This window comes from Streptomyces sp. NPDC036984, assembly GCF_055607665.1.
This window is the reverse complement of record NZ_JBVJRL010000001.1, coordinates 245,329-266,504: the sequence shown is the minus strand read 5'-3', so window position 1 is coordinate 266,504 and position 21,176 is coordinate 245,329. Positions and strand designations below refer to the sequence as shown.

The 21,176-nt window shown below is 73.0% G+C and carries 14 protein-coding genes; 10 read left to right on the top strand and 4 right to left on the bottom strand.

Going from position 1 to position 21,176, the window contains the following annotated elements; translation table 11 throughout:
* Positions 1-2 precede the first annotated feature (2 nt).
* From ACZ7DL_RS01180 to ACZ7DL_RS01170, 3 genes are all read left to right on the top strand, one after another.
* Positions 3-4,709 (top strand): putative T7SS-secreted protein, encoded by a 4,707-nt coding sequence (locus ACZ7DL_RS01180; RefSeq protein WP_470770427.1) that lies wholly within the window; start codon positions 3-5, stop codon positions 4,707-4,709.
* A 4-nt stretch (positions 4,710-4,713) separates the two neighbouring features.
* Positions 4,714-5,112, top strand: coding sequence for an Imm7 family immunity protein (locus tag ACZ7DL_RS01175; protein WP_470770426.1), 399 nt, complete (start codon positions 4,714-4,716; stop codon positions 5,110-5,112).
* 157 nt (positions 5,113-5,269) lie between these two features.
* Positions 5,270-6,634 (top strand): DUF1266 domain-containing protein, encoded by a 1,365-nt coding sequence (locus ACZ7DL_RS01170; protein WP_470770425.1) that lies wholly within the window; start codon positions 5,270-5,272, stop codon positions 6,632-6,634.
* Positions 6,635-6,725: 91 nt separating this feature from the next.
* Here the strand turns inward: ACZ7DL_RS01170 and ACZ7DL_RS01165 are convergent, their stop codons facing one another.
* Complete coding sequence (locus tag ACZ7DL_RS01165; RefSeq protein ID WP_470770424.1) at positions 6,726-7,946, bottom strand: serpin family protein; 1,221 nt, start codon at positions 7,944-7,946, stop codon at positions 6,726-6,728.
* 474 nt (positions 7,947-8,420) lie between these two features.
* Between ACZ7DL_RS01165 and ACZ7DL_RS01160 the strand changes: the two genes are divergently transcribed.
* The 6 genes from ACZ7DL_RS01160 to ACZ7DL_RS01135 all read left to right on the top strand — a co-directional run bounded on the left by ACZ7DL_RS01160 (position 8,421) and on the right by ACZ7DL_RS01135 (position 15,154).
* The gene (locus tag ACZ7DL_RS01160) at positions 8,421-9,614 is read left to right on the top strand and encodes a DUF4190 domain-containing protein (RefSeq protein WP_470770423.1); all 1,194 of its coding nucleotides are present in this window, start codon (positions 8,421-8,423) and stop codon (positions 9,612-9,614) included.
* A gap of 163 nt (positions 9,615-9,777) precedes the next feature.
* Positions 9,778-10,530 (top strand): GntR family transcriptional regulator, encoded by a 753-nt coding sequence (locus ACZ7DL_RS01155; RefSeq protein ID WP_470770422.1) that lies wholly within the window; start codon positions 9,778-9,780, stop codon positions 10,528-10,530.
* Positions 10,531-10,991: 461 nt separating this feature from the next.
* Positions 10,992-11,183 (top strand): SPOR domain-containing protein, encoded by a 192-nt coding sequence (locus ACZ7DL_RS01150; RefSeq protein ID WP_470770420.1) that lies wholly within the window; start codon positions 10,992-10,994, stop codon positions 11,181-11,183.
* A 38-nt stretch (positions 11,184-11,221) separates the two neighbouring features.
* Positions 11,222-11,647, top strand: a complete 426-nt coding sequence (locus ACZ7DL_RS01145; RefSeq protein ID WP_470771173.1) for a (deoxy)nucleoside triphosphate pyrophosphohydrolase — start codon at positions 11,222-11,224, stop codon at positions 11,645-11,647.
* Between the two features lie 219 nt (positions 11,648-11,866).
* The gene (locus ACZ7DL_RS01140; protein ID WP_470770419.1) at positions 11,867-12,295 is read left to right on the top strand and encodes an ATP-binding protein; all 429 of its coding nucleotides are present in this window, start codon (positions 11,867-11,869) and stop codon (positions 12,293-12,295) included.
* Positions 12,296-12,565: 270 nt separating this feature from the next.
* Positions 12,566-15,154 (top strand): SpoIIE family protein phosphatase, encoded by a 2,589-nt coding sequence (locus tag ACZ7DL_RS01135; protein WP_470770417.1) that lies wholly within the window; start codon positions 12,566-12,568, stop codon positions 15,152-15,154.
* A 120-nt stretch (positions 15,155-15,274) separates the two neighbouring features.
* Here the strand turns inward: ACZ7DL_RS01135 and ACZ7DL_RS01130 are convergent, their stop codons facing one another.
* Positions 15,275-16,861, bottom strand: a complete 1,587-nt coding sequence (locus ACZ7DL_RS01130; RefSeq protein WP_470770416.1) for a hypothetical protein — start codon at positions 16,859-16,861, stop codon at positions 15,275-15,277.
* Between the two features lie 539 nt (positions 16,862-17,400).
* Here ACZ7DL_RS01130 and ACZ7DL_RS01125 point away from each other — a divergent pair.
* Positions 17,401-18,486, top strand: a complete 1,086-nt coding sequence (locus tag ACZ7DL_RS01125; RefSeq protein ID WP_470771172.1) for a hypothetical protein — start codon at positions 17,401-17,403, stop codon at positions 18,484-18,486.
* Here the strand turns inward: ACZ7DL_RS01125 and ACZ7DL_RS01120 are convergent.
* Positions 18,464-19,237 (bottom strand): succinate dehydrogenase/fumarate reductase iron-sulfur subunit, encoded by a 774-nt coding sequence (locus ACZ7DL_RS01120; RefSeq protein ID WP_470770414.1) that lies wholly within the window; start codon positions 19,235-19,237, stop codon positions 18,464-18,466. The two genes, ACZ7DL_RS01125 and ACZ7DL_RS01120, sit on opposite strands and share 23 nt — an antisense overlap.
* The gene (locus tag ACZ7DL_RS01115; RefSeq protein ID WP_470770413.1) at positions 19,234-21,165 is read right to left on the bottom strand and encodes a fumarate reductase/succinate dehydrogenase flavoprotein subunit; all 1,932 of its coding nucleotides are present in this window, start codon (positions 21,163-21,165) and stop codon (positions 19,234-19,236) included. The genes ACZ7DL_RS01120 and ACZ7DL_RS01115 overlap by 4 nt, the downstream gene beginning before the upstream one ends.
* Positions 21,166-21,176 lie beyond the last annotated feature (11 nt).

Sequence of the window (21,176 nt, the reverse complement as noted above, 5' to 3'; positions counted from 1 at the left end):
GCATGGGCATCGGGGATTTCGTCAGTGACATCACGCCGGACGTCGTCGAGGACGCGGTCGAGGACGGCGTCGAGTGGGCCGGCAACCGGGTCGAGGACGCCGGCGACTGGACGGCGGACCGGCTCGAGGACGTCGGCTGGGACTCCGGTGCGGACTGGGTGCGCGAGAAGTCGCGTTCACTGGCGAACCGGATGGGTGCCGAGGTCGACGAGATGGATCTCGGGCAGACCGAGGACAAGACCAAGCTCGTCTACGGCTCGCCGAGCAAGCTGCGCTCCACCGCGTCCCACCTGCGTCACTTCACGGATTCCTTCAACGACGTAGGGCTCGGTCTCGAAGGGCTCGACTCGGACTCCCTGCGGGGTCAGGCGGCGGACGCGTTCCGCAGGACGGTGAAACTGGAGCCGCCCAAGTGGTACAAGGGCGCGGACGCGTTCGAGGAAGCGGCGAAGGCGCTGGAGGCGTTCGCGGACACGGTGACCTGGGCGCAGGGCCAGGCGCAGCTCGCGATCGAGAAGTGGAAGGAAGGCACGAAGGCCTCGGCGGACGCCCTGGACGCGCACAAGAAGAAGGTCGAGGACTACAAGGACGCCGTCGGCAAGTACCGTGCGACGCCCGCCGACAAGCGTGACCCCGCCACACTGCCGCCGAAGCCGGGCGACTTCTCCGACCCCGGCAAGGCGAAGATGCAGGAGGCGCAGGACATCCTCGCCGAGGCGCGCAAGCAGCGGAACTCCGCCGCCGAGACCGCCCGCACAGCCGTGCAGAAGGCCCGGGACGCGGCTCCGCCCAAGCCCTCCTACGGCGAACAGCTGAAGGACGGGCTCGACGAGCTCGAACTGATGAAGACCCACTTCACCATGGGCGCGGTCAAGGGCACCGCGGGCATCGTGAACTTCGTCCGGGGCATCAACCCGCTGGACCCGTACAACATCACGCATCCGGCCGAGTACGTCACCAATCTCAACAGCACCGTCGCCGGACTCGTCCAGGTCGCCAACGACCCCTGGGGCACCGGCAAGCAGATGCTGGACGATTTCATGAAGGACCCGGCGGAAGGGCTCGGCACGCTGGCGCCGGACGCGATCCTCACCGCCGCGACGGGTGGCGCCGGAGCCGCCGCGAAGGGCGCGCGGCTCACGGACGAGCTCGCGGACGCCGCCAAGGCGCGCCGGGCCCGCAAACTCAGGGAGACCGTCCGCAGGCCCGACGGCAAGCGGTGCGGCCGTGAGCCCGTCGACTTCGCGACCGGCCGCATGTTCCTGCCGCAGGAGGACGTGCTGCTGCCGGGCAGCCTGCCGCTGCTGTTCCGCAGGGACTTCGAGTCCTCGTACCGGGCGGGCCGCTGGTTCGGCGAGAGCTGGTCGTCGACGATCGACCAGCGCCTGACCGTCGACCCGATCGGTGTCGTCTTCCACGGTGAGGACAACCTGCTCGTCCCGTATCCGCACCCCGCCCCCGGCACGCCGGTGCTCCCCGTGGCGGGGCCGCGCTGGCCGCTGGAACGGCACATCGACGGCAGTTACACGCTCACCGACCCGGACACGGGCATCGTCCGGCACTTTCTCGCCCCGCCCGGCGCAGAGCCGGGAGACAACGGCTCCGCGCCGCTCGCCGAGATCGCCGACCGCAACGGGCGCACGATCACCGTCGAGTACGACGAGGAGGGCGCCCCGCTCGCCCTCAGCCACTCCGGGGGGTACCGCCTCACGTTCACCACGCGGAACCGCCGGATCACCTCGCTGAGCCTCGGCGGCACCGAGATCGCCAGGTACGGATACAGCGAGGAAGGCCATCTCACCGAGGTCACCAAGTCCTCCGGCGTCCCCACCCGGTTCGACTACGACACCGAAGGCCGCATCGTCGCCTGGACCGACACGAACGGCTCCGGCTACGGCTTCGTGTACGACGACAGGGACCGGTGCGTCTCCCAGACCGGTGACGAGGGGCATCTGCGCTCGGAGTTCCACTACGGCGATCCGCACCCCGACACCGGCCTGACCACCACCACGGTCACCGACTCCCTCGGCCACACCTGGCGCTACACGGTCAACAGCCACCTCCAGGTCGTGGCCGAGACCTGGCCCACGGGCGCGACGATCCGGTACGCCTACGACCGCGACGACCGGCTGCTGTCCCGTACCGACCCTCCCCCGCGAGCGGGGGGATCCCCGGGCGCGCGCACCGAGTTCCGCTGGGACGACGAGGGCCGTCTCGTCTCGGTCACCCGCCCCGACGGCAGCGTGCAGACGGCGGCCTACGGCAGCGACGGCCGCCCGGTCGAGCTGGTCCAGCCGGGCGGGCTGCGCTGGAAGCAGGAGTTCGACGAACGCGGCAACCGGGTCGCGGTCACCAACCCCGCCGGGCACACCACCCGCTACACCCACGACGCGCTCGGCCACGTCACCTCGGTCACCGACCCTCCCCCGCGAGCGGGGGGACCCCCAGGCGCCACGACACTGCTGCGCCACAATGCCGCGGGCCTTCTCATGGCCCAGACGGCCCCGGACGGTGGTACGACGTCGTATGTGCGGGACGCCTTCGGCCGGATCACCGAGCGCACCGGACCGAGCGGCGGCACCGCCCGCTTCGAGTGGACCCCTGAGGGCCGGCTCGCACGGTTCACGGGCCCGGACGGCGCCGTGGAGTCGTGGACGTACGACGGCGAGGGCAACTGCCTCAGCCACACCGACCCCGAGGGCCGCACCACGACCTTCGAGTACACCCACTTCGACCTGCTCAGGGCCCGCACCGACCCCGACGGCGCCCGCCACGAATTCACGCACGACACCGAGCTGCGTCTCACCGAGGTCCGCAACCCCCTGGGCCTGCGGTGGACCTACACCTACGACCCGGCCGGCGCCCTCGTCGCCGAGACCGACTTCGACGGCCGCACCATCGCCTACGACGTCGATCCGCTCGGCCGGGTGCTGTCCCGTACCACCCCGCTCGGCGCGGCCGTCCGCTACGAGCGGGACGTGCTCGGCCAGGTCGTCCGCAAGGACGCCGGCGGTGCCGTGACGACGTACGAGTACGACCCCGCGGGCCGGCTGCTACGGGCCGTCGGGCCCGACGCGGAGCTGGTGTACGCGTACGACCGCCGGGGCCACGTCAAGACCGAGCTGGTCGACGGGCGTGCGCTGTCCTTCTCGTACGACGCGGCCGGGCGCCGCACCCGGCGCGTCACCCCGAGCGGCCATGTCACCTCGTACACGCACGACAGCGCGGGCCGTGCCGCCGCGCTGACCGTCGCGGGCCACGACATCGTGTTCACGCGTGATGCCGCGGGGCGCGAGCTGAGCCGCAGCGTCGGGGAGACGCTGACGCTGACGTCGGACTGGGACGCCGCGGGCCGGCTCACCGCCCAGGAGATCGCGCGCGGCGACCACCGGCTGAACCTGCGGACGTACGCCTACCGCGAGGACGGCCATCTCGTCGCCGTGGACGACGCCCTGCGCGGCCCGCGCCGCTTCGGCCTGGACGCGACGGGCCGGGTCACCGCCGTCACGGCCGACCGGTGGAGCGAGTCGTACGCGTACGACAGCGGTGGCAACAACATCTCCGCCGCCTGGCCCGACCGCCACGCCGGTGGCGACGCGCGCGGCAAGCGCTCCTACACCGGCACCCGGATCACGGAGGCCGGCGCCAACCGCTACGTGTACGACGGAGCCGGCCGGCTGATCCGCCGCTCGAAGACCCGGCTGTCGAAGAAGCGTGACGTGTGGACGTACGCGTACGACGCCGAGGACCGGCTCACCGAGGTCACGACCCCGGACGGCACTCTGTGGCGCTACCGGTACGACCCGCTCGGCCGGCGCATCGCCAAGGAGCGCATGGCGGCCGACGGCCAGGCGGTGGCCGAGCGCACGCGCTTCGTCTGGGACGGTCCCGTGCTCGCGGAGCAGACGACGGAGATCCCCGGCGAGCTGCCTCACCACACCACACTGAGCTGGGACCACGAGGGCCTGACCCCTGTCGCCCAGACCGAACGGCTCACCGATGCGGCCACCCAGCGGGAGATCGACGCACGGTTCTTCGCGATCGCGACCGACCTCATCGGCACCCCGACCGAACTCATCGACGAGGACGGGCGCATCGCCTGGCAGAGCCGCACCACGCTGTGGGGCATCACGACGTGGAACACCGACGCGTCCGCGTACACACCGCTGCGGTTCCCGGGCCAGTACTTCGACCCGGAGACCGGCCTCCACTACAACCACCACCGCTACTACGACCCGCAGACCGCCCGGTACATCACGCCCGACCCGCTGGGCCTCGCGCCCGCGCCCAACCCGACGGCGTACGTGCACAACCCGCACCGGTTCAGCGATCCGCTGGGCCTCGCGCCGTACGAGGACAACGGGGGGCTCGGCGACCTCATCGAGGTCACCAAGCCCGACGCCGACGCGGACAAGCTGGCCGAGAAGCTGGGCGGAGATCCCCGCAGGAGGTTCGCGAACGACCCGGACGGACGTGAGTTCGACGCGATCAGCGACGAGTACGTGGCCCAGGCGAAGCCCGCGGACTTCACCTTGAACAAGAAGTTCCGAAAGCAGGCGCAAGCCACGTTCGAGGCGGCGATCCAGAGTGGCCGCACGCCGTACTTCCACTTCGACGGACCGCCCGGACCAGGCGTGATCGATAAGCTCCAGGAATACGGACGCCGGTACGGCGTCGAGCCGGTGATCGACACGACTCCGCTGGAGTGAGGGCATGTACGAGTTCCATGGCTGGTTCGGTATCTCCGAGGACCCGTACGAAGACGACTCGCAGTCCCTGAGGGCGGGCGTCGAGGAGCTGCGTGCGCGGATCGACGCGGTCCAGTGGTCCTCCAGCTGCAAGGTCGCGCTCGACGTCTTCAACGGGCTGGACGTCGTCACGGCCACCGGCCACACGAACCACATCGGCTACGAGGCCGGGCAGCTGGACGAACTGGTGGCGTACATCGCGCGCCGCTTCCCCGGCTCGTGGGGGCTGCTCTACGACCGCTCCGACGAAAGGGACATCCCGAACGCCGACAACGCGTTCCGGGTGCGCGTTCTGCGCAGGGGGGTCGTCGAGGAGCGCCTGGACCCGTTCCTCTCGCCGTGCAATCCGGTGATCGAGGACTGAGCCCTACGCGGCCCCCCGTCCGGAAGCCCTCCCGACGGGGGGCCGGATCGACACGTACCCGAGGGTGGACCCGGCGACCCGAGCCGGACAGGATCACGGCTCCCGAGGCCGGTACCGAGACCCGCTGGCGGGTTGGGGTCGTAGAGTGGCCGCAGCCATGATCACAAAGGGGGCGGAGCAGGTGGCCGAACGGTACGTCGTCGGGGAACTGGACGATCACGACGAGGCGCTGCCGAACGTCCCGGTGCCCGCCGAGCCCGGCACCTGGCAGGCGCCCGACGCGCTCGAACAGCACCTGTACGAGCTGCTGACCCGGCACGCCGCGACCGAGTGGAAGGACGCGGACGCCGAGGAAGAGGCCCGCGGCGACATGCACCTCGCCTACCTGGAGGCGCTCGCCGGCGACCTGGTGTACGTGCCGTTCCGCCGTGAGGAGACCTCGCCCGATCCCGGCAAGCGCACCTTCCACGTCCACGACACCCCCGTCGGACGGCTTGTCGCGGTCTACACGCGCGGCCTGCTCCCGCGTCCCCACCCGTACCTGGTCTTCGAGACGTACACACTGCGCGACCTGGCCGACGACCTGCCCGAGGACGTCGCCGGCATCGCCGTCAACAGCCAGACGCCGTGCCCGATGCTCATGTCGGCCGACGCGGAGGAGCGCCAGGTGTGGCGCGCGCTGCACAACGAGCACTGGGACGAGGACGGCCGCGCCGAACAGCTCGTCACCCTGCGCACCGGCGCCCCGCCCCGCGGCCCGCTCCTGCACGGCCTGGCCCTCGGCGCCCACATGTGCTTCGTCAACGGCGAGGCCTGGAACAACCCGCACTACCACGGTCTGGGCCTGTCCGTCGAGCACGAACGGCTCGCCAAGTGGTGGGGCGTCACCGACCGGGCGGAGTGGCAGGAGACCCAGCGGCGGCTCCTGGATCGGGACGTCACCCCCTGGTACTGGGAGTTCGTCCTCGACGCGCGGAACGCACTGGCCCACCGGTACACGGGCGGGCGGCTCCAGGCCGTCGACGCCACCGCATGGCGCGAATGCGTCGAGATGACGCTGCGGGAGCGTGCCGCGCACCTGCCGGAGGACGAGGTCGGGCCGGACTGGGAGGAGTTCGTCGCGCACGTCGTCGGCCTGGTCGGCAAGGTGCTGCGGTACGAGGCCAGGTTCCGCGCCGACGGCCTGCTCGCGGCGGACGCCGCGGTGCGCTCGGTCGCCGCCTGGGACATCGGCCGCGCCTCGATGATGGCCCGCTGGGGCTACGGCGCCCGGTTCGCCACGCGCGTCGAGATGCGCGAGGCCGTCGTCGAGGCGAGCGGCGCCGCGCAGTCCGCCCACACCTCCTGGCAGGACTTCTCCGCCGGCTACGCGCTGGGCCGCTGCCTGCACTTCGACGACGAGGAATTCGGCGGCTGGTACCAGGAGATGCTTGCGGCCCACCGGGCCCTGGCCACCCACCCGGACAGCCCCTGGCACACCGTCCCCTTCCACCTGCCCCGGGGCGCGGAGCTGGGCGCTTAGCCCACCCACCCTGGCCGGGCCCCGGACCGATGGCTCCGCGGCAGCGACTCGGCGGGGGCCGGGCCCCGAGACCGTGGGCGGCGGCCGCCGGTCAGCGCACCGGCGAAGGCGCCGCACCGAAGCCCGTGACCGGGTACGGCGCCGGTTCCGTCACCCAGCCCGCCGCCAGCACCAGGCGGGACTCCCGGTCGGTGGCGAGGAAGGCGAAGGGGCGGTCGAAGGTGACGCGGACGACCGTGGTCTCGTAGCGGTACTGCGGGAGCCCGCCCGCCGCCACCGGCATGACCGCCGTCACCGCCGCCGCCCGGAAGCCCAGCGCCCCGAACTGGGCCACGGCCGACTGGCGGGCCTCGCCGACGGCCAGCGGATACGCGCTCACCCCCGGGAAGTGCCCGACTTCGCTGTCCGTGGCCGCGGTGAGGCCGAAGACGCCCGCCAGGGCGAGCAGGTCGTGGTCGGCCCGCACCTCGTACGCCACCGTCCGCACGTCCAGCGTCTTCGGCTCCGGAGCGGTGGCCGGCTGCTGCTCCACGTGCAGGCCGGGGCCGACATGGCCGTACGGCAGCGCGCCGCCCCCGGTCAGCGGCAGGGCCCGCTCCACGATCCCCACACCGGCCGCCAGCACCTGACCGGGCGTCATGCGTTCCTCGCCGAGCATCAGATGCACGTCGACCCCGTTGTCCCCGGGCACCGTCAGCGCGGTGACGAAGCCGTCCGGGGTGCCCGCGACACCCACCCGGTCCGGCCGCACGCTGCGCCGGTGCAGGCCGCGCAGGGTACGGCCCTGCCAGGGGCCGGAGTCCGGCCGCAGCGGCTGCTCCGTGAACGGCTGCCGCCAGTCCGTGCGCAGCGCGAGGGCACTGGCCAGCACCATCCGCGCCTCCCGGGTCAGCGTCACCGGCATGCGCTCGACCAGCCCGCCGGTCCGCTGGGCCGCCCAGGCGTCCAGCCGCTCCTGCGCGGTGACGAGGTCGTCCCCGAAGACTCCGTGGGTACCGGCGGGAAGCTTGGCCCGCCACTCCTCGCGCAGGGCCAGCCCCTGGTGCGTCCACAGGCCGAGCGCCGCGTCCAGGCCGGACACCGATGCCAGCCCCGCCAGCAGCTCCCGCGCGGCACCGGCCGCCTGTTCGGCCGGCACGCCCAGGGCACCGGCCAGCTCCGCCCGCGCCGGGCCCGCCGCGCCGTCGGCCAGGAAGGCCAGCAGGGGCCAGACGCCCGGCGCCGAGAACACCGTGCCCTCGGGCAGGGCCTGCGCCCAGCGGGCCGTCAGCCCGTTCACACGCCGGACCGTCTCCTCGGTCACCTTGCTCATTCCTTGCCCTTCCGGGACGCCCTGCTCATTCCTTGCATTCCTTGCTCATTTCCGCCGCCGGCTCGGTCCCGGCTCACCAGGCCCCACCACCGGCGCCTCCTCGGGCAGACCGTGCGGGTCCGGCCGGCTCGCCCGGGCGGCCGCCGGGAACGGCACGGGCCCGTCCCCAACCCGTCGCCGACACCGGCCGGGTGTGCCGGCGCAGGGCGAGGAAGCCGGGGAACTTCCGTGCGGGTGCCGCAGTCTGAGCGGCCGGCATGCCCACGGCCTCGGCCGACTCCGCCAGCGCCGACTCCCCCGCGCCGGACCGCCCCTGACGGGCCGTGCCGTCCATCCGGCCGCCCGTCTGGGTCTCCACCCGCATTCCGTCCCCGTTCGTGCCCCGCTTACCATGCGGCCAGTCGTACGTCAGTCCAGCCGCCGGCCGGTCGCCGGTCCTGTCCTGCCGCCGCCCGACCCAGGAGCACGGTACCGGTGTCCATACCCCCGCCACCCGGCCCCCACCAGCCACAAGGGCCGTTCCAGCCACCCGAGTCGTACCCGCGGGGGCCGTACGGGCCGTCGCCGTACGGCCAACAACCCGCCGGTCCCCCGGGGTTGCCGGGGTACCGGCCGTGGGCCCAGGGGTACAGCCCCTTCAACCACCCGGCACCGGTCAACGGGCTCGCCATCGCCGCCCTCGTGCTCGGTGTGCTGTGCTTCCTGCCCGGTGTCGGGCTGGTGCTCGGGCTGGTCGCGCTGCGGCAGATCCGCCGGCGTGGCGAACGCGGCACCGGGCTGGCCGTGGGCGGCGCGGTGCTGTCCGGGGTCGGGATCGCGCTGTGGGCGCTGCTGCTCGCCACCGGCGGCGCGGCCGAGGTGTGGCGGGGGGTCGAGGAGGGCTCGCGTGAGGGCGCGACCGTCTCGCTGGCCGAGGGGGAGTGCTTCAACGCGCCGGACGGTGCGCTGAGCGGCGAGACGTACGACGTGGACAAGGTCCCCTGCGCCGGCGCGCACGACGGCGAGGTGTTCGCGTCCTTCCGGCTGGCGGACGGCGCCTACCCCGGGGACGACAAGGTCACCGACACCGCCGACGAGCGCTGCTGGACCCTCCAGGACGGCTACGCGATGGACGGCTGGGCGATCCCGCGGGACGTCGACGTGTACTACCTGACGCCGACCGAGGACAGCTGGGCCGGCGGGGACCGCGAGGTCACCTGTGTGTTCGGCAACACCACGGAGGGCGAGGACCTGACCGGCTCGTTGCGCAACGACGAGACCGTCCTCGACGCCGACCAGGTCGCCTATCTGAAGGCCGCTCACGTCCTCAACGCGGCCCTGGAGACCGCCCCGGACGAGGAGTACGTGGAGGACGACCTGCCGGGGCACAAGGCGTGGGCGGGCCGGGTGTCGGCCGCGCTGGCCGAGCAGTCCCAAACGCTGCGCGCGCACGACTGGCCCGCGGGGGCCGAGGGGCCGGTCACGGCGCTCGCCGCCCGGCTGGACAAGGCGCGCGCGGAGTGGGCGAAAGCCGCCGAGGCGAAGGACGCGGACGCCTTCTACGGGCACTACGACAAGGGCTTCGGCCTGATCGGCCCCCGCCAGGCGGTCGACGCCCGCAAGGCGCTCGGGCTGGCCACCACCCCGCCCGCGGACGACGAGGGCGCCGGCAGCTCTCTCCAGGTGTGAGCGGGCCGCGGGCTGAGCACCCCTATACGGGGAAGAAAGCGCCTGGGTAAAGCCCTCCCGGCCCGCATGTCATCACATCGAGTGATTCTCTGGCCTTCGCTTGCACGGCACAACCCACGGTTGCCAGGCTGTTGCTGTCTGTACAACCTGATGGGAGCGGCCAGTGACTTTCGGTGAGCAGCCGGCGTACCTGCGCGTCGCGGGTGATCTCCGCAAGAAGATCGTCGACGGTTCACTCCCGCCCCACACCCGGCTCCCCTCCCAGGCCCGCATCCGCGAGGAGTACGGCGTCTCGGACACCGTCGCGCTGGAGGCCCGCAAGGTGCTGATGGCCGAGGGGCTCGTCGAGGGCCGGTCCGGCTCGGGGACGTATGTGCGGGAGCGGCCGGTGCCCCGGCGGGTGGCCCGCTCCGGCTACCGCCCGGCCGGCGGCGCCACCCCGTTCCGGCAGGAGCAGTCCGACGCCTCGGTGCGCGGCACCTGGGAGTCCAGCAGCGAGCAGGCCGAGGCCGGCGCGGCCATCGCCGAGCGGCTGGCGATCCAGTCCGGCGACCGGGTCATGCGCACCAAGTACGTGTTCCGGGAGGGCGGCGAGCCGATGATGCTCTCCACCTCCTGGGAGCCCCTCGCCGTCACCGGCCGCACCCCCGTGATGCTGCCCGAGGAGGGACCGCTCGGCGGGATGGGCGTGGTCGAGCGGATGCGGGCCATCGACGTCATCGTCGACAACGTCACCGAGGAGGTCGGCGCCCGCCCCGGCCTCGCCGAGGAACTGCACCTGCTCGGCGGTGTCCCCGGCCATGTGGTCCTGGTCGTCCAGCGCACCTACTTCGCCTCCGGCCGCCCGGTCGAGACCGCCGACGTGGTGATCCCGGCCGACCGCTACCGGGTCTCCTACCACCTGCCCGTGAAGTGACGGGCGCACCGGGCCCCGCGGGCGTCGCCCCGTCGGCGGCCCGCCGGGCGTGCGTGCGTGCGCACTCCGCGTGAAGTAGCGCACACCCCCGCGCGCCCGTACGGGCGTTGACGACGGTGCTCCGGTCGCCGCCGGGCCCCCGCGCGGCGCAGCAATCCGGCCGTTCTCCCAGGTGGTCCCGGCTGCCCCCGGCTTGCCCGAGTCGAGGCAGCGGAGTTCGCGACGGCGCATTCGGTCCCGTGCGCCCCCGGCGTTCTGGCTGGTTGCGTACCTCTTTGTGAAAAGACGTATTCGCTCAGTGAAGGTTGGGCGTACGCTCGGGCATATGCGGACTGCGGTTTCCTTAGGCGGGGCGCGACGGGGGCCCGAGAGGGGATGGGTGTCCCCCCGCGCAAGCGAGAGCGAAGTCGGAAGTGGGGGAGGGCGGGGCGGTGCGCGAAGGTACGCGGGCGGTGGGGCCCATGAGTGAAGGCACGGTCTCTCTGCCCTGGATCGTGATACGGCAGGACGACAACGGCAATCGCTACCGCGTCGGCCGGTACGCGACCCGCGCGGAGGCGCAGAAGATCGCCGACAGCCTCGACGACCGGGGGCACAAGCAGCTCTACTGGGTCGAGCGCATCAGCCAGAACGGCGACGGCACTCGGAACTGACCATTCCCGCCTCCCGTAGGCTCCGCTCCATGACGTCCATGACTCCGATGACACCCGGGCCGGAGCGGATCGTGGTGGTGGGAGCCGCCCTGTTCGACGGCGGCCGGCTGCTCGCCGCACGCCGCAGCGCGCCCGCTGACCTGGCCGGGCGCTGGGAGCTGCCCGGCGGCAAGGTCGAGGCGGGCGAGCGGCCCGAGGACGCCTTGGTGCGCGAACTGCGCGAGGAACTGGGCGTCGACGCCGAGCCGGTCGGGCGTGTGCCGGGGGAGTGGCCGCTGCGGACGCCGTACGTCCTGAAGGTGTGGACCGCCCGCCTGCGCCCCGGCTCACCCGCGCCCCGGCCCCTCCAGGACCACGACGCGCTGCGCTGGCTGACCCCGGACCGCATCTGGGAGGTCGACTGGCTCGACCAGGATGTCCCGGCGGTCCAAGAGGTGGCGGCCACGATCGGACGCGGGGCGTAGCCTCGCAAGGGGCGTGGGGCCGGGTCTGAGGTGCGGCTGCCGTCGCGTGGGCGCGACCAGCCGCAACGGACCCGCAGTCGCAGGACGACCCCCACCCGAGCTCTTGGACCCCGGCCCCCAAGTGGAGCGCGCCCGTTCGTGCCACAGTGCGCCCTTTCGCGCGGTACTGCCCCCCGGATATCGGGTATGTCCCCATTAACCCCACGAAACCGGACATGGGTGGGATCGCTGGCCTGGGAAGTGATCGGCGTGATCGACACCGACGGCGACTGCGTCGAGTGGACCTTTCCGGCAGATCCCGGCGCGGTGCGCGCCGCCCGCGCGGCGGTCCGGCGTCAGCTGCACGGCTGGGATCTGGACTGCGTCGCCGACCTCGCCGCCCTGCTGGTGAGCGAACTGGTCACCAACTCACTGCGGCACGCCACCGGCCCCATCGGCGTACGGCTGATCCGCCCCGCCGGGATGGAGGACGCGCTGCTGGTGGAGGTCTCGGACCCGCTCCCGGACCCGCCGCGCGAACGTGTCGCGCAGCCCGAGGACGAGAGCGGACGCGGCCTCCAGCTGGTCGCCGGCTCCTCCCGCCGCTGGGGCACCCGGCCCGACGCGAGCGGAAAGACCGTCTGGTTCGAGCTGGCGGTGCCCGGGTGAGGCCGGAGCACCACGGGGGCACGGGGTGTACAGCCGCAGGCGCGCCGTCCACCGTGCGCGCCGGGGGCGCACCCTGTCCTAGGGCGGGCGATTCGGCGGTGTGTTCCCTGGTTAGAAGAGTGGGAGTGTTGTCACGGACCGGTCCGAAAAACACCTGGACCGAGCTGTGATCGTGAACACCGTGTCGTGCGGCGCCGTAGTGCTGGATACTGCGGGCAGCCGCCCCCGGTGACCGGTGCCGGACGCGGTGAGCTGGAGGGGACGGTTCGCGTGAGCGAGATACCAGCGAAGGCCACGGAGTTCGAGGACCCGTCGGACGGCGCGAGGAGTCAGGCCGCGGAGGCTGCCGCGGCACCCGGAGACGCCATGTGGCAGAGCAGTCCGCCCGGTTCGATCTACGACTACATCAAGGTCGCGTCCTTCTCCATCAGTCCCGGCGGTCTGGTCGAACAGTGGAGCCTGCGAGCCGAGCAGCTCTTCGGTATTCCCGCCGAACGCGCCGTCGGCATGGACCCCATAGAGGCTTTCATCGACCCCGACCTGCGCGAGCGCGGCCAGCGGAAGATGGCCGAGATCCTCGACGGGCGCGAGTGGACCGGAGTGGTTCCCTTCCGGATGCCGGACGGGCCGGACGGCGCGCGCGGCGAAGAGGGCCTGGCCGAGGTCTACGTCATGCCGACCCGCAGTGCCGAGGGCGAGAATGCCGCCGTCTGTATAGTCGTCGACGTCCGCACGCTGCGCAGTATCGAGACGGATCTCGCCGCCTCGCAGGCGATATTCGGTCAATCCCCGTTCGGTTTCCTGCTGATCGACCCCGACCTGCGGATCCGCCGGGCCAACATGCGCTTCGCCTCCATCTTCGGCGGATCCCCGGACGACCACCGCGGCAAGGGAGTTCACGACTATCTGCCGCGCGGTGAGGCCGAGCGGGTCTCGGCCACCCTGCGCCGGGTGCTGGAGAGCGGCGAGTCCATCACCGACATGCACGTCACCGGCTTCGTCCCGGGCTCCGAGGAACGCCGGCACTGGTCCGTCAACCTCTACCGCGTGCACAGCGGTACCGGCCGGCCCATCGGTGTCGCCTGGCTCGGCACCGACATCACCGCCCGCCGTGCCGCCGCCCGCGAGGCCGCCGCCGCCCGCCGCAACCTCGCCCTGCTCAACGAGGCGGGTGCCCGGATCGGCAACTCCCTCGACCTGGAGACCACGGCCCGCGAACTCCTCGACGTGGTCGTGCCCGGCTTCTGCGACCTCGCCACCGTCGATCTCTACCAGGGCCTGCTGGCGGGCGACGAGACCCCACCCGGTCTCGCCGACGGCAGCGCCGAACTGCGCCGCGTCGCCTTCGCCAGCGCGGTGTCCGGTGCCCCTTTCAGCGGCTCCGGGGAACCCGTCGAGGTGGGCGCGGTCCACCACTTCCCGTTCAACTCGCCCTGCGCGGACGCCCTGCGCACCGCCCGGCCGCAGCACGTGCCCGCCGAGGAGGGGGGCCTCGTGCAGTCCACGCTGGCCGTGCCGATGGTCGCCCACGACACGGTCGTGGGACTCGCACAGTTCGCCCGTACCAAGGGCAGCGAGCCGTTCGGCGACCGGGACCGGGACCTCGCTGTCGAGCTGGCCGCACGCGCCGCCGTCTGCATCGACAACGCGCGCCTGTACCGCCGGGAACACGAACGGGCGCTGATACTCCAGCGGTCCCTGCTCCCGCCCGGCGACCCCGAGGCGTCCGGCCTGGACATCGCCTGCCGCTATCTGCCCGGCAACGCGGCGACGGAGGTGGGCGGCGACTGGTTCGACGTGATCGAACTGCCCGGTCACCGTACGGCGTTGGTGGTCGGTGACGTGATGGGGCGGGGCCTGCGCGCGGCCGTGGCGATGGGTGAACTCCGTACGGCCGTACGCACCTTGGCCCTGCTCGACCTCGAACCGGCCGAAGTACTGTCGGCGTTGGACGAGATCGCGCGCGGGCTCGGCACCCCGGGCGGGGTCCAGCAGGCGACGCGTACCGCCCGCCAGCCCCGGGACGCCGACCTGTCCGAGGTGTACCTGGCGACCTGCGTGTACGCCGTGTACGACTCGGTGACCAGACGCTGCACGTTCGCCAACGCCGGCCATCTGCCGCCGGTCCTGGTCGAGCCCGGCGAGACGGCGCTGATGCTCGACGTGCCGCCCGGCATGCCGCTCGGCGTGGGCGGCGAGCCGTTCGAGGAGGTCGAGGTCGAACTGCCGGAGGGCGCCCTGCTCGCGCTCTACACGGACGGCCTGGTCGAGTCCCGCGACCACCCCCTGGAAGAGGGACTGCAGGCGTTCGTGGGGGCGCTCACGGATCCGTCGCGGCCGCTGGAGGACGTCTGCGACCACGTCCTCAACACCCTCGACACCCACCACGGCGAGGACGACATCGCCCTGCTGATGGCCCGGGTCCAGGGGCTGCCCGCGGAGTCCGTCGGCGACTGGACGCTGTCCCGCGAGCCGCGCAGTGTGGGCCGGGCCCGTGAGTACGCCCGCGGCCAGCTGCTGTCCTGGGACCTGGAACCGCTGGTCGACACCACGGAGCTGCTGGTCAGCGAGCTGGTGACGAACGCGCTGCGGTACGGCGAGGGGGACATCAGGCTACGGCTGCTGCTGGACCGCACACTGGTCTGCGAGGTCTGGGACTCCGGTCTCGTCCAGCCCCGCCGCCGACGCGCCCGGGACACAGACGAGGGCGGGCGGGGCTTGCAGCTGGTCGGCCTGCTCAGCGCGGCCTGGGGCTCCCGGCGGACGCCCCGCGGCAAGACGGTGTGGTTCGAGCTGCCGCTGCCGGGCGGAGAGGGCGGCCTCACCGACCCGGCGGAGGCGCTGCTGAGCCTCTTCTGAACCGGGCCCGCCCCCCGACGACGCGGCCGGCCGGAACCCCGGCGGCCGGGGCCTTTTTCCGGATCAGGTCTTACGGATCAGGCCGGTCCCGCGCTCCCGGCGAGATCCGGAAGAGAGGCCCTAGGCGTCGGGGCCGCTGTGGTGGCGGGTGCGGGTCTGCGGGCCGCCGTACGCGGCCGGGGGACCGGCGTCCGGGTCCTCGGCCAGGAGGATGCCGCCGAGCACGGCGCCGGCGAGACCGGCCGTGTCCCCGTCGGTGCCGACATGCGGGGTGCCGTACACCCGTACGTCCTGCTCGGCGTGCTCCCGTGCCTGGGCGGCGAAGGCGTCGGCCGGGCCGGTGTTCCCCGCGTCCAGCTCCCGTGCCGCCTCCGCCAGCCGGGCCCGGGCCTCCGCGCCCACCGCTGCCCGGTGCACCGCGACGAACTCCTCCGCCCCGGCCACGGCACCCCGCGCCACCAGCAGCGCCGCGGTGTCCAGTACCTCCGGGCGTTCCCCCTCCAGCCGCTCGACGGCGCGGGTGATCCGGCGCAGTGCGTCCAGCGGGTCGTACGGTCCGCCGGCCAGCTCCTCGCGGACCGCCGCCAGCACCCTTTCGGCGTGCGCCAGCCGGGCGTGCAGCTCACCCGTGGTCAACGAGGTCCGCCCGGCCTCGCGCCGGACCGCGGCCAGCTCCTCCTCGGCGCCGGCCACCGCGGCCGGTACCAGCCCGGCCGCCTCCCCGAGCCGCGCCGCGAGCCGCTCCACGCCGTCCACCAGCGTCCCGGCCTGGGCCACCGCGCCCTCGCCGGCGCGCAGCTGCCGGGCGGCCCGCCGCATGTCGCCCGCGTCGGCGGCCTGGCGGGCCTCGTTGAGCCGGACGGTGGCGAACACCAGCCGGTCCTTGGCCTGTTCGAGATATCCGGTGGCGGGCCCGGTGGCGGAGGGCGCGTACCGCTCCCGGAGGGCCGCCAGCGTGTCCTGCGCGGGCAGGGTCCGCGCCGCCCACTCCCGGAACCGCCCCTCGGCCACCTCCAGCGCCGAGCCGAGGCCCCCCGCCCCGTCCTCTGCGCCGAACCCCCGCAGCCGATCCAGCGCCGCCGCCTCCGCGTCCAGCCGGCGCCCCGCCTCCGCGCAGCGGCCGATCACCCCGACCAGCGCCTGGCGCCGGGCGCTCTCGTCCTCCGGGACGCCCTCCTCGTACCGCCGCCAGATCGCGCACGCCGCCGCCAGCTCGGTCTCGGCGGCCCGCAGGGCGTGCGTGAACGGCTCCGTCTGCTTCTCCCCGTACCGGTCCCGGACGAAGGACAGCTCCTCCCTGCTGGTCCGTACGCAGTCGTCGGCCAGGCGCAGTGCCGCGCGGGCCTGGCGTTCGGAGTCGGCCGGGGTGGGCGAGGGCGGGCGCGCCGAGACGGTGCCCGGAGTGGTCCGGGTGCGGGCCCGCCGGGTGCGCCGGAGGTAGCCGTATCCGGCGAGGGTGACGGCCGCCACCCCGGCGACCAGCGGCAGCACGAGGTCGGCGGTGGACGTCTCGTCCTGGTCGGGGGCGGCGGCGCTCGCCACCATGCCGACCGGCGCGGCGGGAACCGGATCGCGGGCACCGACCGTCATCACCGGCGACATCAGCCACCCGGCTCCCACCAGGGCACCCAGCACGGCATACGCCACCCGCACCCGTATGTGCGCTGTGGCACGCCGGGGCCGGCCCCGGATCAGGGAGGACGTCACATTTCGGAGCGTATGGGCAGGTAGACGCCTTCGCGAGCGGGATGGATACGGGTGGGGGACCAGAAGGACAGGGGGGCGGGATGGACGAGCAGCGGGCGGACGGCAAGCGGGCGGACGAGGACCAAGCCGGGGAGAAGCGGGCCGGCGAGGAGCGGGCCGAGGAGAAGCGGGCCGGCGAGGACAGGGCCGAGGAGAAGCGGGCGGACGAGGACAGGGCCGAGGAGAAGCGGGCCGGCGAGGAGCGGGCCGAGGAGAAGCGGGCGGACGAGGACAGGGCCGAGGAGAAGCGGGCCGGCGAGGAGCGGGCCGAGGAGAAGCGGGCCGGCGAGGAGCGGGCCGAGGAGAAGCGAGCGGGCTTGGGTCGGGCCGAGGAGAAGCGGGCGGGCTTGGGTCGGGCCGGCGAGAGCCGGGACCGTGCGAACCCGGTGGGCGGGGACCGGGACGCGGAACACGCGGAGCAGGAGGGCCGTCCGGAAGCCGAAGCCGGTGAGGCCGGTGAGGCCGGCGACACCGGCCGCAGCAATGAGACCGGCGAGTCCATAGCCCCGCCGGACGGCGCGGCCCCGGCCGGTGACCGTCCGGCTCCGCGGCCGAAGCCCCGCTCCCGCAGGCGGCGGATCCTCCGCGTCGTCGCCGCCGTCCTCGCCCTCCTGCTGTTCCCGCTCCTCACCGCCGAGACGGCCCTCCGCCTCAACTACACCGGCGACCCGGCCCCCGGCACCCGCACCCGGCACCGGGACGCCGTCTGGCTGGGCCACGCCTGGGTGGACGGCCGGAAGACCGAGAAGGACGTCAAGGCCCTCGCCCGCCGCCTCCGCGACACCGGCATCCACGATCTGTACGTCCACTCGGGCCCGCTGGAACACGACGGCACCCTCCCCGGGTCCGCGTACCCGAAGGCCCGTTGGCTGACGGCGGCCGTCCACCGGGAGCTGCCCGGCGTCCGCGTCCAGGCCTGGCTCGGTGACGTGCTGGCCAGCGAGGGCCCGAAGGGGCTGCGCCTCGACCGCCCGGCCACCCGCGCGGCGATCCTCGACTCGACCCGCGGCATCCTCGACGCCGGCTTCCAGGGCGCCCACTTCGACCTGGAGCCCCTGCACTCCGGCGACCGCGACTACCTCGGCCTCCTCGACGACCTGCGCGACCTCACCCACGCCCGGGGCGCCGTCCTCTCCGTCGCGGCCCATCAGATCGACCCGCTGCCCGGCTTCCACTCCTTCTGGGGCACGACCACCGGCCACCCCAAGTGGTGGTCGCAGGCGTACTTCGGACAGGTGGCCCGCCGCGTCGACCAGATCGCCGTCATGTCGTACGACACCATGCAGCCGCTCGAAAGCCTGTACGGCGGCTATGTGGCCCAGCAGACGAGCCTCGCCCTGGAGGTCACGCCGGAGGGCACCGACCTGCTGATGGGCCTGCCCTTCTACCACGAGAACCGGTTCGGTCACTGGGCGCACGCCGAGACCGTGCCCGCCGCCGTGCGCGGGGTCCGCCTCGGCCTGAGCCGCACGGACGCCGGCCGGGCCCGCTTCGGCGTCGCTCTCTACGTTGACTTCGCGGCCACGGAGGAGGACTGGCGGGCGTACCGGGAGGACTGGGTGGTCACGCCCCCGACCGCCTCCTGATCTTCGACCCCAGCCACACCAGCGGGTCGTACTTGCGGTCGACCGCCCGTTCCTTCAGGGGGATCAGGGCGTTGTCGGTGATCTTGATGCCCTCGGGGCAGACCTCCGTGCAGCACTTGGTGATGTTGCAGTAGCCGAGGCCGTGCTCGTCCTGGGCGGTGCGCCCCCGGTCCAGGCCGGACTCGGCGGCCGCGTCCAGCGGGTGCATGTCGAGTTCGGCGACGCGCATCAGGTAGCGCGGGCCCGCGAACGCCTGCTTGTTCTCCTCGTGGTCGCGCACCACGTGGCAGGTGTTCTGGCACAGGAAGCACTCGATGCACTTGCGGAACTCCTGCGAGCGGTCCACGTCCTCCTGGACCATGCGGTACTCGCCGGGGCCGAGACCGGCGGGCGGGACGAAGGACGGGACCTCCCTCGCCTTCCGGTAATTGAAGCCGACGTCCGTCACCAGGTCCCGGACCACCGGGAAGGCCCGCAGCGGTGTCACCGTGATCGTCTCGTCCCGGGTGAACACCGACATCCGCGTCATGCACAACAGCCGGGGTCGGCCGTTGATCTCCGCCGAGCACGAACCGCACTTGCCCGCCTTGCAGTTCCAGCGCACGGCCAGGTCGGGTGCCTGGGTGGCCTGGATGCGGTGGACGATGTCCAGGACCACCTCGCCGTCGTTCACCTCGACCGTGAAGTCCTCGAGGCCGCCGCCCTGTTCGTCACCCCGCCACACCTTGAAGCGGGCCTCGTAGCTGCTCACTCGTACAGCTCCTCTTCGGCGAGGTACTTGACCAGCTCCTCCTTCTCGAAGAGGGCGAGCAGGTCCGGGCGGATGGGGTCGGTGGTCTCGCGGCTGAGGCGGATCTGACCGCGGGCGTGATCGGTCGCGGCGAGGCCGCCGGTGGGGTCGGCGAGGGTGCAGAGCAGGTTCACGTTGCGCCAGGCGCGGTCCATCGTCGGGTGGTCCTCGCGGGTGTGCCCGCCGCGCGACTCGGTGCGCTCCAGCGCGGCCCGGGCCACGCACTCGCTGACCAGCAGCATGTTCCTCAGGTCCAGGGCGAGATGCCAGCCGGGGTTGAACTGGCGGTGGCCCTCCACGCCGGCCCGCCGGGCCCGTGCCCGCAGCTCGGCCAGCTTGTGCAGGGCCTGCTCCATCTCGCCCTCGCGGCGGATGATGCCGACCAGGTCGTTCATGGCCTGCTGGAGTTCCTGGTGCAGGGTGTACGGGTTCTCCGGCGGCCCCGCCTCGCCCTCCGCCTCCGCGGAGAAGGGACGCAGGGCCTCCGCGGCGGCCGCGTCGACCTGGACGTCGTCCACCGGCGGGCGCCGGTACGTCAGCGCTTGCGCGTACTCGGCCGCGTGCCAGCCGGCCCGGCGGCCGAAGACCAGCAGGTCGGACAGGGAGTTGCCGCCGAGCCGGTTGGAGCCGTGCATGCCGCCGGCCACCTCGCCTGCCGCGTACAGCCCCGGCACCCCGCGGGCCGCCGCCGTGTCGGAGTCGACCGCGATGCCGCCCATCACGTAGTGGCAGGTCGGCCCGACCTCCATGGCCTCGGCCGTGATGTCGACGTCCGCCAGCTCCTTGAACTGGTGGTACATCGACGGCAGCCGGCGCCGGATCACCTCGGCGGGCATCCGGGTCGACACGTCCAGGAAGACACCGCCGTGCGGCGAACCCCGGCCCGCCTTCACCTCGGCGTTGATCGCCCGCGCCACCTCGTCGCGGGGCAGCAGCTCGGGAGGCCGGCGGTTGTGGTCCGGGTCGTCGTACCACCGGTCGGCCTCCTCCTCCGACTCGGCGTACTTCTCCTTGAAGACGTCCGGGACGTAGTCGAACATGAACCGCTTGCCCTCGGAGTTCCTGAGCACCCCGCCGTCCCCGCGCACGGACTCGGTGACGAGGATGCCCTTCACCGAGGGCGGCCAGACCATGCCGGTCGGGTGGAACTGCACGAACTCCATGTTCAGCAGCGGTGCGCCCGCGAGGAGCGCCAGCGCGTGGCCGTCGCCGGTGTACTCCCAGGAGTTCGAGGTGACCTTGAAGGACTTGCCGATGCCGCCGGTCGCGACGACCACGGCGGGTGCCTCCAGGACGAGGAAACGGCCGGTCTCGCGCTCGTACCCGAAGACCCCGCAGACGCGGTCCCCGTCCTTGAGGATCCGCGTGACCGTGCACTCCTGGAAGACCTTCAGCCGGGACTCGTAGTCACCGCTCTCCCGGAAGTCCTCCTGCTGGAGGGCGACGATCTTCTGCTGGAGCGTGCGGATCAGCTCCAGACCCGTACGGTCGCCGACGTGGGCCAGCCGGGGGTACTCGTGGCCGCCGAAGTTGCGCTGCGAGATGCGGCCGTCCTTCGTACGGTCGAACAGCGCGCCCCAGGTCTCCAGCTCCCACACCCGGTCCGGGGCCTCCTGCGCATGCAGCTCGGCCATCCGCCACTGGTTGAGGAACTTGCCGCCGCGCATGGTGTCGCGGAAGTGGACCTGCCAGGTGTCGTGCTCGTTGGCGTTGGCCATCGCCGCCGCGATGCCGCCCTCGGCCATCACCGTGTGCGCCTTGCCGAACAGAGACTTGCAGATCACCGCCGTACGGGCGCCACGCTCGCGCGCCTCGATGGCGGCCCGCAGCCCGGCACCGCCGGCACCGACCACGACGACGTCCCACTCCTGCCGGTCGACCACGGACATCAGTTCAGTCC

Excerpts from the sequence above, each read along its gene's own strand:
- ACZ7DL_RS01145 (WP_470771173.1), top strand. The coding sequence starts at position 11,222 with ATGACTCCGATGACACCCGGGCCGGAGCGGATCGTGGTGGTGGGAGCC.
- ACZ7DL_RS01180 (WP_470770427.1), top strand. The coding sequence starts at position 3 with ATGGGCATCGGGGATTTCGTCAGTGACATCACGCCGGACGTCGTCGAG.
- ACZ7DL_RS01175 (WP_470770426.1), top strand. The coding sequence starts at position 4,714 with ATGTACGAGTTCCATGGCTGGTTCGGTATCTCCGAGGACCCGTACGAA.
- ACZ7DL_RS01165 (WP_470770424.1), bottom strand. The coding sequence starts at position 7,946 with ATGAGCAAGGTGACCGAGGAGACGGTCCGGCGTGTGAACGGGCTGACG.
- ACZ7DL_RS01170 (WP_470770425.1), top strand. The coding sequence starts at position 5,270 with ATGATCACAAAGGGGGCGGAGCAGGTGGCCGAACGGTACGTCGTCGGG.
- ACZ7DL_RS01115 (WP_470770413.1), bottom strand. The coding sequence starts at position 21,165 with ATGTCCGTGGTCGACCGGCAGGAGTGGGACGTCGTCGTGGTCGGTGCC.
- ACZ7DL_RS01150 (WP_470770420.1), top strand. The coding sequence starts at position 10,992 with ATGAGTGAAGGCACGGTCTCTCTGCCCTGGATCGTGATACGGCAGGAC.